General features: G+C 71.2%; 11 protein-coding genes and 2 pseudogenes. 8 read left to right on the top strand and 5 right to left on the bottom strand.

Annotation, left to right across the window (positions count from 1 at the left end; all coding sequences use genetic code 11):
• Window positions 1-47 precede the first annotated feature (47 nt).
• Window positions 48-1,442: an FAD-dependent oxidoreductase gene (locus tag M2163_RS35895; protein WP_280848759.1), complete on the top strand. Its 1,395-nt coding sequence runs from the start codon at window positions 48-50 to the stop codon at window positions 1,440-1,442.
• Between the two features lie 3 nt (window positions 1,443-1,445).
• On the opposite strand, the gene M2163_RS35890 is transcribed toward M2163_RS35895, so the two are convergent.
• Window positions 1,446-1,772: a hypothetical protein gene (locus M2163_RS35890; RefSeq protein ID WP_280848760.1), complete on the bottom strand. Its 327-nt coding sequence runs from the start codon at window positions 1,770-1,772 to the stop codon at window positions 1,446-1,448.
• A gap of 135 nt (window positions 1,773-1,907) precedes the next feature.
• Here M2163_RS35890 and M2163_RS35885 point away from each other — a divergent pair, with 135 nt between their 5' ends.
• Window positions 1,908-2,735 carry a rhomboid family intramembrane serine protease gene (locus M2163_RS35885; RefSeq protein ID WP_280854059.1) on the top strand — a complete coding sequence of 276 codons (828 nt, stop codon included), beginning with the start codon at window positions 1,908-1,910 and terminating at the stop codon, window positions 2,733-2,735.
• Window positions 2,736-2,739: 4 nt separating this feature from the next.
• On the opposite strand, the gene hemE is transcribed toward M2163_RS35885, so the two are convergent.
• Window positions 2,740-3,795, bottom strand: a complete 1,056-nt coding sequence (gene hemE, locus M2163_RS35880; RefSeq protein ID WP_280848761.1) for a uroporphyrinogen decarboxylase — start codon at window positions 3,793-3,795, stop codon at window positions 2,740-2,742.
• 158 nt (window positions 3,796-3,953) lie between these two features.
• On the opposite strand from hemE, the gene M2163_RS35875 reads away from it, so the two are divergent.
• From M2163_RS35875 to M2163_RS35865, 3 genes are all read left to right on the top strand, one after another.
• Window positions 3,954-4,580, top strand: a complete 627-nt coding sequence (locus tag M2163_RS35875; RefSeq protein WP_280854060.1) for a DUF3000 domain-containing protein — start codon at window positions 3,954-3,956, stop codon at window positions 4,578-4,580.
• 210 nt (window positions 4,581-4,790) lie between these two features.
• Entirely contained in the window at window positions 4,791-5,453 is a 663-nt protein-coding gene (locus M2163_RS35870) for a response regulator transcription factor (RefSeq protein ID WP_007385400.1), read from the top strand.
• Between the two features lie 132 nt (window positions 5,454-5,585).
• The gene (locus M2163_RS35865) at window positions 5,586-6,866 is read left to right on the top strand and encodes a ribonuclease D (RefSeq protein ID WP_280848762.1); all 1,281 of its coding nucleotides are present in this window, start codon (window positions 5,586-5,588) and stop codon (window positions 6,864-6,866) included.
• A gap of 81 nt (window positions 6,867-6,947) precedes the next feature.
• Here the strand turns inward: M2163_RS35865 and M2163_RS35860 are convergent, their stop codons facing one another.
• Genes M2163_RS35860 through M2163_RS35850 form a run of 3 tightly spaced genes read right to left on the bottom strand, consistent with a single transcriptional unit; the run spans window position 6,948 to window position 10,035 of the window.
• On the bottom strand, window positions 6,948-7,778 hold the full coding sequence (locus M2163_RS35860) for a carbohydrate ABC transporter permease (RefSeq protein WP_280848763.1): 831 nt from the start codon (window positions 7,776-7,778) through the stop codon (window positions 6,948-6,950).
• Window positions 7,775-8,716, bottom strand: a complete 942-nt coding sequence (locus M2163_RS35855; RefSeq protein WP_280896043.1) for a sugar ABC transporter permease — start codon at window positions 8,714-8,716, stop codon at window positions 7,775-7,777. The genes M2163_RS35860 and M2163_RS35855 overlap by 4 nt, the downstream gene beginning before the upstream one ends.
• Window positions 8,716-10,035: an ABC transporter substrate-binding protein gene (locus tag M2163_RS35850; RefSeq protein WP_280896042.1), complete on the bottom strand. Its 1,320-nt coding sequence runs from the start codon at window positions 10,033-10,035 to the stop codon at window positions 8,716-8,718. Before M2163_RS35850 ends, M2163_RS35855 begins: the two co-directional genes overlap by 1 nt.
• A gap of 162 nt (window positions 10,036-10,197) precedes the next feature.
• Here M2163_RS35850 and M2163_RS35845 point away from each other — a divergent pair.
• From M2163_RS35845 to M2163_RS35835, 3 genes and pseudogenes are all read left to right on the top strand, one after another.
• A pseudogene (locus M2163_RS35845) lies at window positions 10,198-12,280 on the top strand (glycoside hydrolase family 2 protein); the annotation flags it as partial.
• 570 nt (window positions 12,281-12,850) lie between these two features.
• A pseudogene (locus M2163_RS35840) lies at window positions 12,851-13,129 on the top strand (glycoside hydrolase family 2 protein); the annotation flags it as partial.
• Complete coding sequence (locus M2163_RS35835; RefSeq protein WP_280848767.1) at window positions 13,126-14,163, top strand: LacI family DNA-binding transcriptional regulator; 1,038 nt, start codon at window positions 13,126-13,128, stop codon at window positions 14,161-14,163. The pseudogene M2163_RS35840 and the gene M2163_RS35835, both read left to right, overlap by 4 nt.
• Window positions 14,164-14,241 lie beyond the last annotated feature (78 nt).

The raw sequence follows: 14,241 nt of genomic DNA, 5'->3' as shown, positions 1-14,241 counted from the left end.
GGCGGGGCGCGCGGGGCTGAAATGCCCCGCCCTCGTAGCGTGTTCGCATGAACATGAGCCGTACGCAGGGCACGAGGGAACGTCTGGTCGTGATCGGCGGCGACGCCGCGGGGATGTCCGCGGCGTCGCAGGCCCGCCGGATGAGGGACCCCGGCGAACTGGAGATCGTGGCGTTCGAGCGGGGCCACTTCACCTCCTACTCGGCGTGCGGCATCCCGTACTGGGTGGGCGGGGACGTCGACGGTCCGGACCGCTTGATCGCCCGCACGCCCGAGGAGCACCGGGCCCGGGACATCGACCTGCGCATGCGCACCGAGGTCATGGAGATCGACGTCGACCGTCAGCGGGTCCGCGCGCGGGACCTCGATTCGGGCGCCGAGTCCTGGACGTCGTACGACAAGCTCGTGATCGCGACCGGCGCCCGCCCGATCCGCCCGGACATGCCGGGTGTCGACGCCGCCGGGGTGCACGGGGTGCAGACCCTCGACGACGGCCGGGCGCTCATCGACACGCTGGCACGCACGCGTGGCCGCCGGGCGGTGGTCGTGGGCGCCGGGTACATCGGCGTGGAGATGGCCGAGGCCCTGATCAACCGCGACTACGAGGTGACGGTCGTCAACCGCGGCAGTGAGCCGATGTCCACGCTCGACCCGGACATGGGCCGCCTGGTGCACGAGGCGATGGAGGGCCTGGGCATCACCATGGTCAACGACGCCGCGGTGACCAAGGTGCTCACGGACGAGGACGGCCGGGTGCGCGCGGTCGCCACGGAGGACGCGGAGTATCCGGCGGACGTGGTGGTGCTCGGCATCGGGGTGCGTCCCGAGACGACGCTCGCCGAGGCGGCCGGCCTGCCCCTGGGCAGCCACGGCGGCCTGCTGACGGACCTGGCGATGCGGGTGCGCGGCCACGAGAACATCTGGGCGGGCGGTGACTGCGTGGAGGTCCTGGACCTGGTGTCGGGGCAGGAGCGCCACATCGCGCTCGGCACCCACGCCAACAAGCACGGCCAGGTCATCGGCACGAACGTCGGGGGCGGTTACGCCACCTTCCCCGGGGTCGTCGGCACGGCCGTCAGCAAGGTCTGCGACCTGGAGATCGCCCGCACCGGGCTGCGGGAGAAGGACGCCCGCCGGGTGGGCCTCCAGTTCGAGTCGGTCACGATCGAGTCGACGAGCCGGGCCGGGTACTACCCGGGCGCCTCCCCGATGACGGTGAAGATGCTCGCCGAGCGCCGCACGGGGCGGCTGCTCGGCGTGCAGATCGTCGGGAGGGAAGGCGCGGGCAAGCGGGTCGACATCGCGGCGGTGGCCCTGACGGCGGGGATGACGGTGGAGCGGATGACGGCCCTGGACCTGGGGTACGCGCCGCCGTTCAGCCCGGTGTGGGATCCGGTGCTGGTGGCGGCCAGGAAGGCCGTCGCGAAGGTGCGGGGCTCCTGAGGGCTACGCCGTTCCGTTGATCCGTTCGATGGCCTGGCGGGCCTGGTCGGCGGGCGGGCGGGGCGGCAGCGCCGAGACGGAGGCGCTGCTGCTGGGAGGCATGGCCGACGGCTGCTCGCCGGCCGGCTTGGCGTGCGCGGCGGACCGCGTGGACCGGAGCCGGTTGCTCACCGCCTCGTCGAGCGTCACCGGCCGCTGCATCTGGGACGCCAGCCGCCCGGCCTCCTGGCCGAGCCTGGCCACGTCCTCCCACGGCAGTCGCACCACCAGGGAGAGCTCGGCCTCCCCGTCGGGAAGAGCGTGCATCGCAGGAGTAGTACGGTCGTTCATCGCTGATCCTCACGTAGTCCCCGCGGCCCGCCTTCCCCGTGCCGCGGGCGGTTGAGGAGACATACGCACGCGTGCGTGCGGGTGTTCACCGGGGCGCCACCGATTCACCGGGTCCATCGCGGGCAGTACTTCCTTGTGGTCATCCCCGTCCATGACGTGAACCCCGTGCGCCGCACCCCCGTGGTGACGTACGCGCTCATCGCCGCGAACGTCCTCGTGTTCCTGTTCATGCCCGGCCTGGCCGGTTCCGTGGCGGGCGACAGCAGCGTGTCGCAGCTGTGCCACCTCCAGGCGTTCCTGGACCAGTACGCGGCGATCCCGCAGGAGTTGATCCACCATCAGATGCCCAAGCTCGTCCCCACGGGCGAGGTCGGCACGAACGCGCAGGGCGCGACGGGCTGTGTGGTGGCCCCGCCGGACTACGACAAGTCCCCCGCGCTGTCGGTGCTGACGGCGATGTTCCTGCACGGCGGCTGGCTGCACCTGCTGGGCAACATGCTGTTCCTGCTGATCTTCGGCAACAACGTCGAGGACCGCATGGGCCATGTGCGCTTCGCGCTGTTCTACGTCGTCTGCGGCTACGCGGCCTCGTACGGCTTCGCGCTGCTGAACGCCGACTCGGGAGACCCGCTGATCGGCGCCTCGGGGGCGATCGCCGGTGTCCTGGGCGCCTATCTGGTGCTGTACCCGAAGGCCCGGGTGTGGGTCCTGGTGCCGTTCCTGGTGTTCCTGCCGCTGAGACTGCCGGCGTGGCTGGTGCTGGGCTTCTGGTTCGTGCTCCAGGCGTTCTACTCGTCCGGCGAGGGCGTCTCCGCGGCGGGCACGGTCGCGTACGCCGCGCACGTCGTCGGTTTCCTCGCCGGGATGCTGCTCGCCTGGCCGCTGAAGCCGGGCACTCCCCCGCCGCCGGAACCGCGCGGCCTGCTGTTCGGCAGGAAGGCGCGGCCCCGGCACACGTGGTGAGGGGTCAGCGGGCCGTCTGCGTGTGGACGTACTCCACGAGGCGGGTCAGGGCGTCCGGGTCCGTGGACGGCATGACGCCGTGGCCGAGGTTGAAGACGTGGCCCTCCAGGTCGGCGGCCGAGTCCAGGACCTCGCGGGTCTTGGCCTCGACGGCCTCCGTGGAGGAGAACAGGACCGTCGGGTCGAGGTTGCCCTGGAGCGCCTTGCCGGGACCGACGCGGCGGGCCGCCTCGTCGAGCGGGACGCGCCAGTCGACGCCGACGACGTCCGCGCCAGCCTCGCCCATGAGCTTCAGCAGCTCACCGGTGCCGACGCCGAAGTGGATGCGGGGGACGCCGTAGCCCTCGACGGCCTGGAAGACCTTCGCGGAGGCGGGCAGGACCGAGCGGCGGTAGTCGGCGGGGGCGAGGGCACCGGCCCAGGAGTCGAAGAGCTGGACGGCGGAGGCGCCGGCCTCGATCTGGACCTTCAGGAAGGCGGCGGTGATCTCGGCGAGGCGGTCGAGGAGGTCGGCCCACAGCTCGGGGTCGCCGTACATCATCGACTTGGCGTTCTCGTAGGTGCGGGACGGGCCGCCCTCGACGAGGTAACTCGCGAGGGTGAAAGGCGCGCCGGCGAAACCGATCAGGGGGGTCGGGCCGAGCTCGCGGGTCAGCAGGCCGATGGCCTCGGTGACGTAGGAGACGTCCTCGGGGGTGAGGTCGCGCAGCTGGGCCAGGTCGGCGCGGGTGCGGATCGGGCGCTCCACGACCGGGCCGACGCCGGGCTTGATGTCGAGGTCGATGCCGATGGCCTTGAGCGGGACGACGATGTCGCTGTAGTAGATCGCCGCGTCCACGCCGTGCCGGCGCACCGGCTGGAGGGTGATCTCCGCGACGAGCTCGGGCCGCGCGCAGGACTCCAGCATCGGGATGCCCTCGCGCACCTTGCGGTACTCGGGCAGCGAGCGCCCGGCCTGACGCATGAACCACACCGGGGTGTGCGGCACGGGCTCGCGCCGGCAGGCCTTGAGGAAGGCGGATTCGTACGTGGCTGACGGCGGCGTTCGGTGTGCACTCACGTCGGAAAGTCTCGCACGGTGCGGCGAGTGCCGAGTGCGCGGTGTCCGTGTGGGCATGGAGCCGAGTCCGGGTGTCTAGGCCCGCAGCACGCCCCCCTTCCCCTTAACCTTCCCGCATGGCTGCGGCACAAGGACGACTGTCGGACGACACGGGCGGAATGGACGACGCGAAGGGGAGCGACCGGGATGGGAGCGGTGCGGCTCCGCCGGCCTTCCAGGCCGCGGTTCAGGCCCTGCGCGCCAGTCGGTTGCGGCCGCAGATCGAGATCGAGGCGACACGCGCGCCCCAGCGGCTCGCCCCGCACGCGTACGCGCTGGAGGCGACCGTCGTCGACGGCGACCAGGACCTCGCCGACGGGCGCCTCGTGCTGCTGCACGACCCCGACGGCCACGAGGCCTGGCGGGGCACCTTCCGGCTGGTGACGCTGGTGCGCGCGGAGCTGGAGCCGGAGATGGCCGCCGACCCGCTGCTGCCCGAGGTGTGCTGGTCCTGGCTGACCGGCGCGCTCTCGGCGCGCGGGCTGTCGTACGGCGAGCCGAGCGGCACCGTCACGCGCGCGAGCTCGCACTACTTCGGAGGTCTGTCCGAGCGCCCAGCGGCCTCGCAGATCGAGATCCGCGCCTCCTGGACGCCCCGCGAGGGCCTGGGCGGGGTGCCGGACACGGCGGGGCACCTCGCCTCCTGGTGCGATCTGCTGGCCCAGGTCGCGGGCCTGCCGCCGGCCGGGCCGGGCGACGCGTCGGTGGTCACGCTCCCCCAGCGGCGGGATCCGCAGGCGCGCTGACCCACCCGTTCGGAGCATCAATTTGTCGATACGGCCACTTTCAGTCAGGAGTGGCCCCTCGAACGAACCGATCTGCTCACCGAACGATCGACCGTACGTCCGAATTGCACTAATTGTTACTCACTAGATCGTGATCATTCTCTAAAGGACGCCGGGTTCGGTGCCGAAGACGTCTGTGACCTTCCAGCCGTCCCCACCCCAGGAGGCCCGGTGTCCGTTCTCCTCGAGCAGCCCGCAAGCCTGGTCGCCTACCGCCCGAACAAGCCCACCGCCATGGTGGTCGTGGCCGACCCGCGTGTCCGCTCCACCGTCACCCGTCACCTCTGGGCGCTCGGTGTCCGCGATGTCATCGAGGCCTCGTCCGTGGCGGAGGCCCGTCCCCGTATCGGCAGTCCCAGAGACATCTGCGTCGCCGACGTCCACCTCCCCGACGGCTCCGGCCTGACGCTGCTGTCGGAAACCCGCGCCGCGGGCTGGCCCAACGGCCTCGCCCTCTCCGCGGCCGACGACATCGGTGCCGTGCGCAACGCCCTCGCGGGCGGCGTCAAGGGCTACGTCGTCACCGGCACCCGTACCAACCTCGGGCTCCCCACCCGACCGGGAGCCGCTCCCATCGGCGCCGCCGCCGCCCGTATGCACCGCCGCCCCCCGGGTGCCCCGAGCCACCCGGGCGGCTACCGCGAGCTCTCCGGCCGCGAGGTCGAGGTGCTGCGGCTGGTGGCCGAAGGGCAGTCGAACAAGGCGATCGGCGTCTCCATGGGCCTGTCCGCACTGACCGTCAAGAGCCACCTCGCCCGGATCGCCCGCAAGCTCGGCACGGGAGACCGCGCCGGCATGGTGGCGGTGGCCCTCCGTACCGGCATCATCCACTGAGGCTCTCCACGCCTCACTGTTCACGGACGTGAACCAGGCCTTTCACCGGGCTGACTGGTTTACGACCCCCAGGCGCCTGCCGACGGAACGTTCCGTCGGCAGGCGCTGTCCATACACAGATACCCTTGACATGTGACCGACGCCCAAGAGACCGCAGCAGACGTTTCACTGCGCACCACCGGAGGCGGCCCTCCGGACGACGGCGGATCTTCTGTCGCGGAGGCTCCGATCCCTCTGCTGGAGCCGCGCGAGGGCATTCCGCCGGTGATCGCCGACGAGGACTCGCTCGCCGAGATGATCGCCGCGTTTGCCGCGGGCTCCGGCCCCGTCGCCGTCGACGCCGAGCGGGCGTCCGGCTACCGCTACGGACAGCGCGCGTACCTCGTGCAGCTGCGCCGCGCCGGAGCGGGGACCGCGCTGATCGACCCCGTGGCCTGTCCCGATCTCTCGGGCCTCGGCGAGGCGCTCTCCGGTGTGGAGTGGGTGCTGCACGCCGCCACGCAGGACCTTCCGTGCCTCCGCGAGATAGGCATGATCCCCTCGCGTCTCTTCGACACCGAGCTGGCCGGACGGCTCGCCGGGTTCCCCCGGGTCGGTCTCGGCGCGATGGTCGAGGGGGTGCTCGGCTTCGTCCTGGAGAAGGGGCACTCGGCCGTCGACTGGTCGACCCGGCCGCTGCCCGAGCCCTGGCTGCGGTACGCCGCGCTCGACGTGGAGCTCCTCGTCGATCTGCGGGACGCGCTGGAGAAGGAGCTCGACCGGCAGGGGAAGCTGGAGTGGGCGCTCCAGGAGTTCGACGCGATCGCCTCGGCCCCGCCGGCCGAGCCGCGCAAGGATCCCTGGCGCCGGACCTCCGGGATGCACAAGGTACGGCGGCGCCGGCAGCTGGCCGTGGTGCGGGAGCTGTGGGAGGCGCGGGACCGGATCGCCCAGCGGCGGGACGTGTCGCCGGGCAAGGTGCTGTCGGACGCGGCGATCGTCGAGGCGGCGCTCGCCCTCCCGGTGAACGTGCATGCGCTCGCCGCGCTGAACGGCTTCGGGCATCGCACCGGGCGGCGGCAGCTGGAGCAGTGGCAGGCGGCCGTCGACCGGGCCAGGGCCCTGCCCGAGACGCAGTTGCCGCAGCCCGGGCAGCCGGTGACGGGGCCCCCGCCGCCGCGGGCCTGGGCCGACAAGGACCCTGCGGCGGCGGCTCGGCTGTCCGCGGCGCGGGCAGCTGTGTCGGCGTTGGCCGAGACACTGAACATGCCTCAGGAGAACCTGATCACTCCGGACACCGTGCGCAGGGTGTGCTGGGAGCCGCCCGCCGTGGTCAGTGCGGAGTCCGTCGCGGCGGCGCTGGCGGGATTCGGTGCTCGGGCCTGGCAGGTCGAGCAGGTCACGCCAGTTCTTGTGGCCGCGTTGTCCGCATAGCCGCCGTAGGGGTTCCGCGATGTACGGCGGCTGCGGGGGGTCCGTGGTTGCTCGCGCAGTTCCCCGCGCCCCTGACGGCGCTTACCTGGTCGCGCCTCTCATGAAGCCGTTGTAGATGAAGCGCTGCAAGGACAGGAAGACGATCAGCGTGGGCAGTATGACCAGGACCGCTCCTGCCGATATGACCTCCCAGTGGGCCGCGTAGGGGCCCTTGAAGCGGAACAGGGACGTCGAGATCACGCCAAGATCTTCCGACGGCATGTAGAGGAAGGGGATGTAGAAGTCGTTGTAGACGGTGATGCCCTTCACGATCACCACGGTCGCCGTCGCCGGTTTCAGCAGCGGGAAGATGATCTTCCGGTAGATCGTGAAGGAGTTGGCGCCGTCCAGGCGGGCCGATTCGTCCAGGGAGACCGGGATCGAGCGGACGAACTGCAGGAAGATGTAGATCGAGACGATGTCCGTGCCCATGTAGAGGACGATCGGCGCCCACAGGGAGTCGAACATGCCGAAGCTGTTGACGATCTGGAAGGTCGCCACCTGGGTGGTGACGCCGGGGACCAGCGCGGCCGTCAGGAAGAGCACCACCACCAGCTTCTTGAAGCGGAAGGTGAAGCGGTCGATGGCGTAGGCCGTCATCGAGCCGATGAGGACCGTGCCGCCGACCGACACCAGCAGGATGATCGCCGTGTTGGTGAAGGCGGAGAGCATCCCGCCGTCCTGGAAGGCCGCCACGTAGTTGTGGAAGTTCAGCGGGTCGTCCGGGAGTTCGAGGGCCCCGCTCGTGTCCGCCATCTCCCTCTCCGACTTGAGGGAGGTGAGCAGGACCACCACGAGCGGGAGCAGGACGGCCACCGTCGCGGCGATCAGCGAGAGGTGGACCAGGGCGCGGGTGAGCGTACGGCGGGTCATACGAGGTCCACCTTGTCGTCGGGGACCAGGCGCCGCTGCACCCAGGTCACCAGCAGGATGATCAGCAGGAGGACGACGGCGGCCGCCGAGGCCAGGCCCGTCTTGTTGAAGCGGAAGGCCAGGTTGACCGTCTGGATCACGAAGGTCTCGGTGCCGGTCGCGCCGCCGGTCATGATGTAGGGGATCTCGAAGACGGAGAGCGAGCCGGAGACCGAGAGGATCACCGTCAGCGTCAGGACCGGTTTGATGCCCGGCGCGATGATGTGGCGGAACTGCTGCCAGCGGCCCGCGCCGTCCAGCTCGGCCGCCTCGTACAGCTCCCCCGGGATCGACTGGATCGCACCCAGGAACAGGACGAAGTTCAGGCCCAGGTAGCGCCAGACCGAGACGCCGGCCAGCGAGGTGTTCGCGGAGGCCGGGGTGCCGAGCCAGGCGTGGTCGGTGTGCACGCCGAACAGGCTCAGCACCGAGTCGAGGGTGCCGCCGTCCTGGAAGAAGTAGAGGAACACGAACCCGATCGCGACCCCGTTGACGAGGTACGGGAAGAAGAGCACGCCCTTGAAGAAGTTCCGGAAGCGGACGTCGAAGCTCAGGACCGTCGCGAAGTAGAGCGCCAGGACGATCTGGACCGCGGAGGCGGCGAGGTAGTACCCGCTGACCCAGAAGACCTCGAAGAGATCCGGGCGGGTGAAGACCTCCCGGTAGTTCTCCGCGCCCGTGTAGTGCAGGACGGGGCTGACGCCGTCCCAGTCGGTGAAGCTGTACGCCAGCATGTTGACGATCGGCGCGTACGTGAAGGTGATCAGCAGGGCGAGCGGGGCGATCAGGAACAGCCAGGGGGTGACGCCCCGCCAGGCACGGGTCCGGCGCGGGGCGGGCGCCGGGGCGGGGGCGGCCGGGATCACCTCCACGACCGCCGTGTGTGTCGTGTCCGTCATCAGGACCCCAGGTTCTTCTGGGCGTCCGTCCAGCGCTTGCTGAGGTCGCCGAGGAAGCCGTCGAGGCTGCCCTTGCGGGCTCCGCGGGCGAGGTCGACGAGGTTCTGTCGGTACTCGGGGGCGTAGATGCCGACCTCCGAGTCGCTGTCGATCTGCTTGACGCGGGCGCCCTGGGCGTCGTCGACCTCGATGAGCTTGACGCCCTGCTCCTCGTACGGCTTGAGGACCTCGGGCATGGAGGCGTTCTTCAGCGGTGAGACGGCCAGGTTGTCCTGCCCGTAGGTGGACTTGTCGGTGAACCAGTCGATCCAGGCGCGGGCGGCCTCCTTGTACTGCGAGTGGACGTTGACGGCCTGGTTGTAGTCGGGGGCGACGGTCGCGCAGAACGTGCCGTCGGTCTGCGAGGGGAAGGGCATGAAGCCGATGTCGTCGGGGTTCACCCCGGCCTTCTCGGCGGCGTCCCTGAACTGCACGATCGCCCAGGTGCCGAGCCACTGGGTGGCGATCTCGCCCTTGGCGGTACGGGGCTTGGACTCCTCCCAGTTGCTGGTGGTGGGGTCCTTCTCGACCAGGCCTGCCTTCACGATGTCGTGCAGCAGGGTGTCACCGACGCGCAGGTCGGCGCCCTTCGCCCACGGGTCGCCCTCGGCGAGCTTGGTGGTGGCCTGCGGGTCGCAGTGGACGGCCCCGTCGACGTACGTCCAGGAGGTGAGCGTCCAGCCGGCCGCGAAGTTGGTGTAGTAGGGGATCGCGTCGGTCTTCGCCTTGATCGCCTTGAGGTCGGCGATGAACTCGGCCGGGGTGGTGGGCCATTCGGTGACCCCGGCCTCCTTCCAGATCCGCTTGTTGTAGACGAACCCGGGGGCCACACCGATCGGGCTCTGCCCGTAGACCTTGCCGTCGACGGTGGTGTAGTCGGTGAAGCGGTACTTCTCGCCGCGCTCGGCCTGGGTGCCCAGGGAGGCGAAGAACCTCGGGTAGTCGGCCTTCTTGATGACCGCGGGGATCAGCAGGACGTCACCGTAGTTCTCGGTGTTCATCCGGATCTTGACCTCGGCCTCGTAGTTCGTGAGGGCCTCGAACTCCACCTTGACCTTGGGGTACGTCTTGTTGAACTCGGCGGCGTACTTCTTCATCGTGCCGTCCTGCACGAGGTCGGTGCGGACGGTGAGGACCTTGATGGTGCCGGTGACCTTCGACGGATCGTCAGGAGCCTTGGCGTCGGCGCCCTTTGCGGATCCTCCGGTGCCGGTGCAGCCCGGTAGCAGCAGGGCGGCACTCATGGCCACGGCCAGGGACAGGACCGTACGGCGGTTCATGTGCATCAGCTCCGTTCACGGGACGGACGAGCACGAGCTGGTTGGCTGGTTCGGTACTCTGACAACGTTTTCTTAACCGGTAAAGTCCGTATCTCGCCAACGATGGCAGCGCTGCCGAAAAGCTTCCGCAGTACCGGACTTGATCGGTTTAGGAGTGCGTACATGCTTCAGGCCACACCGCTCACCGAGGGATGGATCCTGCGGCACGAGGGAGGTGAGCTGCCGGCCGTCGTACCGGGCTGTGTGCACACCGATCTGCTGGCGGCGGGGGTGATCCCGGATCCCTTCCTCGGGCGCAACGAGACCGAGGTCGCGTGGGTGGGGCGGCGGGAGTGGACCTACGAGCGGGACCTCGCCCCCACGAACGGCCACGAGCAGACCGACCTCGTCTTCGACGGCCTCGACACCGCGGCGGAGATCCTGCTGGACGGCCGGCTCCTGGGCCGGACCCGGAACATGCACCGCTCGTACCGCTTCGACGTGACGGGTATGTCCGGGCGGCTCTCGGTGCGGTTCGTCTCCGCCTACGCCGAGGCCGAGGCGGTGCGCGGGAGGCTGGGCGAGCGGCCCGCCGCGTACGCCGAGCCCTATCAGTACATCCGCAAGATGGCCTGTTCGTTCGGCTGGGACTGGGGGCCCACGCTGGTGACGGCCGGGATCTGGCGGCCGGTGCGTCTGGAGCGGTGGTCGACGGCCCGGATCGCGCGGGTGAGGCCGCTGGTCACCGTCGAACAGGGCGTGGGAGTCGTGGAGTTGGCCGTGGACGTGGAGCGGGCCCGGGTCGAGGCGCCGCTGACGGTGGAGGCCGTCGTGGACGGGGTGCGGGCACGCGCCGCGATCGACGGGACCTCGGGCAGCGTGCGGCTCCAGGTGCCGGACGCGCGGCTGTGGTGGCCGCGCGGGTACGGGGAACAGCCGCTCTACGACGTCGAGTTGACGCTGCTGCACGAGGGCGGACCGCTGGACGTGTGGCGGCGGCGGGTGGGTTTCCGGACCGTCGGGCTGGACCGGTCGGCCGACGAGCACGGCACGGGGTTCACGCTCGTGCTGAACGGCGAGCGGCTCTTCGCCCGCGGCGTGAACTGGATCCCGGACGACGTGTTCCCGTCCCGGATCACCCGTGAGCGGTACCGGGAGCGGCTGGGGCAGGCGGCCGACGCGGGTGTCGACCTCGTACGGGTGTGGGGCGGGGGGATCTACGAGAGCGAGGACTTCTACGACGCCTGCGACGAGTTGGGGCTGCTGGTCTGGCAGGACTTCCCGTTCGCCTGCGCGGCCTATCCGGAGGAGCAGCCGCTGCGGGGTGAGGTGGAGGCGGAGGCCCGGGAGAACGTCGTACGGCTGATGCCGCATCCCTCGCTCGTGCTGTGGAACGGCAACAACGAGAACCTGTGGGGCTTCCGGGACTGGGGCTGGGAGGCGCGGCTCGCCGGGGACTCGTGGGGCGAGGGGTACTACCTGGGCGTACTGCCGCGGGTGATGGCCGAGTTGGACCCGACGCGTCCGTACACGGCGGGCAGCCCCTGGTCGGGGTCGTGGGAGCACCATCCCAACGACCCCGCGCACGGGACGCACCACTCCTGGGAGGTGTGGAACCGTCTCGACTGGGCCGGGTACCGCAGTGAAGTGCCGCGGTTCGTGGCCGAGTTCGGCTGGCAGGCGCCGCCCGCGTACGCCACGCTGGCGCGTGCGCTGCCCGGGGAGGAGCTCGCGGCGGACTCTCCCCGGGATGCTGCACCACCAGAAGGCGGACGACGGCAACGGAAAGCTCCGGCGGGGCCTGGAGCACCATTTCGCCTTCCCCGAGGGGGACTTCGACCGCTGGCACTACCTCACGCAGGTCAACCAGGCGCGGGCCGTCGCCGCCGGGATCGAGCACTGGCGGTCGCACTGGCCGGTGTGCGCGGGCACGGTGGTTTGGCAGCTCAACGACTGCTGGCCGGTGACGAGTTGGGCTGCGGTGGACGGGGACGGGCGGGAGAAGCCGCTCTATCACGAGCTGCGGCGGCTGTACGCGGACCGGTTGCTGACGATTCAGGAGCGGGAGCGCGGGCTGGTGGTGGCAGCGGTCAACCAGGCGGCCGATCCGTGGGCGGGGGTGCTGCGGCTGCGGCGGATGGCGGTGGACGGCGAGGTGATCGACGAGACCGGGGTGGCCTTCCGCGCGGACCGGCGGTCGGTCACGGAGGTGCCGGTACCGGCGGAAGTGGTGCCGGCGGGGGCGAAGGAGTTCCTGGTGGCGGACGTGACGGGAAGCGGCGGGCCGGGGTGGGACGGGGGGATGGCGGGGGACACGGGAACGAGGACGGCTGCGGGTGCGGGTGCGGGGGCGGGACCCGAGGCGGGTGCGGGGTGCGGCTCCGACGTGACAACCAGCGCGGGTGCGGGACCCGAGGCGGGTGCGGGGTGGGGCTCGGACGTGACAACCAGCGCGGGTCCGGGACCCGAGGCGGGTGCGGGGTGGGGTTCCGACGTGAGAAGCAGTGCGGGGCCGGGACCCGAGGCGGGTGCGGGGTGGGGTTCCGACGTGGGAAGCAGTGCGGGGCCGGAGCCGGGGCTCGGCGCGAGAGTCGGGGCGGTTCCGGGCGTAGGCGCGGGTCACGGCCCGGGGGCGGGACCCCGTTCGGCTGGGAGCGCGGGACAGGTCTCGGACGCGGGAACCCGTGCGGGCACGGGGCCGGGCCCCGACGCGGCCGTGGGCACGGCCACCGGGGCGGGACCCGGCGTCGCAGGCACAGGCGCAGGCACTGAGGCAGAGCCCGGTGCGGGCGCAGGCACAGGCCGGGGGCTCGGGGCCGGCCAGGTGTCGGGGATGCTGCGTGCCCTGCACTTTCCCTCCCCCGACCGGGACATCCCCTACCCCCGGCCCGAGTTCGACGTGTCCGTGGCGCCGGGGGCCGTGACCGTGACGGCCCGCACTCTCGTACGGGATCTGCTGCTCCAGGCGGACCGGCTGGATCCAGCGGCGCGGGCCGACCGGGGGCTGGTGACCTTGCTGCCCGGCGAGCGGGTGACCATCGGGGTCAGCGGGTGGGAGACTCCCGATCCGGACGCCGCCCGGTCCGCCCTGTACTGCCTGGAGCCCAGCCGATGACAGCCCAGCCGACCTCCCGCGTCACCATCAAGGACGTCGCCGCGCGCGCCGGGGTGTCCAAGGGGGCCGTCTCCCTCGCCTTCAACCACAAGCCGGGGCTGTCGGAGGCGACCCGGGACCGGATCTTCCGGGCGGCGCGGGAGCTGGGCTGGGCGCCGAACCTCACGGCACGGACGTTGGCCGGGTCCCGGGTGGACGTGGTGGGGCTCGCGATCTGCCGGCCGGCGCGGCTGCTGGGGCTCGAACCCTTCTACATGGAGTTCGTGTCGGGCGTGGAGAGCGTGCTGATCGAGCGGAACTGCTCGCTGCTGCTGCGGCTCGTGCGGAACGTGGAGGAGGAGGCCGGCCTCCAGGAGTCGTGGTGGCGGGGACGCCAGGTCGGGGGGTCGATCCTGGTCGACTTCCGGGCCGACGACCCGCGCGTCGCGGCGGTCGCACGGCTGGGGATGCCGGTGGTGGCCGTAGGGCATCCGTCGTTCACGGGGGGCCTCACCTCGGTGTGGACCGACGACGCCACCGCCGTGACGGAGGCCGTGCGGTATCTGGCGGCGCTGGGTCACCGGCGGATCGCCCGGGTGGGGGGTGCGGCCGCGCTCGGGCACACGGCGACGCGGACGGCGGCGTTCGACGACGCGGCGCGCGGGCTCGGCCTCGCGGGGGCCTGGCAGGTGACCACCGACTACTCAGGGGAGGCCGGCGGGCGGGCCACCCGGTCCCTGCTGACCGCCCCGCCCAGCGACCGGCCGACGGCGATCGTCTACGACAACGACATCATGGCGGTGGCCGGACTGTCGGTCGCGGCCGAGATGGGGCTGCACGTCCCGCGCGATGTCTCGCTGCTCGCCTGGGACGACTCGCAGCTGTGCCGGCTCACCCACCCCACGCTCTCCGCGATGAGCCACGACGTGCACGGATTCGGCGCGGAGGCGGCCCGTACCCTGTTCGGAGTGATCACCGGGGAGGGACCAGGATCGCACCCCGTGCCCACTCCGGTCCTGACACCGAGGGGTTCCACGGCACCTCCCGCGGTGTGACCTTCGCCGCTCCCGCCGCCAGGGGTGTGCAGTCACGTTACTCATAAGTAGCATGGGACCTGAGCGCGCGCTCAGCGC

This window comes from Streptomyces sp. SAI-135 (assembly GCF_029893805.1).
GTDB lineage: Bacteria > Actinomycetota > Actinomycetes > Streptomycetales > Streptomycetaceae > Streptomyces.
Note: the sequence above shows the minus strand (reverse complement) of the source record. Positions and strands in the feature narration are given on the sequence as shown.

Bases quoted from the DNA above. Each gene is read 5' to 3' on its own strand.
- M2163_RS35835 (WP_280848767.1), top strand. From the start codon at position 13,126: ATGACAGCCCAGCCGACCTCCCGCGTCACCATCAAGGACGTCGCCGCG.
- M2163_RS35850 (WP_280896042.1), bottom strand. From the start codon at position 10,035: ATGAACCGCCGTACGGTCCTGTCCCTGGCCGTGGCCATGAGTGCCGCC.
- M2163_RS35895 (WP_280848759.1), top strand. From the start codon at position 48: ATGAACATGAGCCGTACGCAGGGCACGAGGGAACGTCTGGTCGTGATC.
- M2163_RS35890 (WP_280848760.1), bottom strand. From the start codon at position 1,772: ATGAACGACCGTACTACTCCTGCGATGCACGCTCTTCCCGACGGGGAG.
- M2163_RS35855 (WP_280896043.1), bottom strand. From the start codon at position 8,716: ATGACGGACACGACACACACGGCGGTCGTGGAGGTGATCCCGGCCGCC.
- M2163_RS35860 (WP_280848763.1), bottom strand. From the start codon at position 7,778: ATGACCCGCCGTACGCTCACCCGCGCCCTGGTCCACCTCTCGCTGATC.
- M2163_RS35875 (WP_280854060.1), top strand. From the start codon at position 3,954: ATGGACGACGCGAAGGGGAGCGACCGGGATGGGAGCGGTGCGGCTCCG.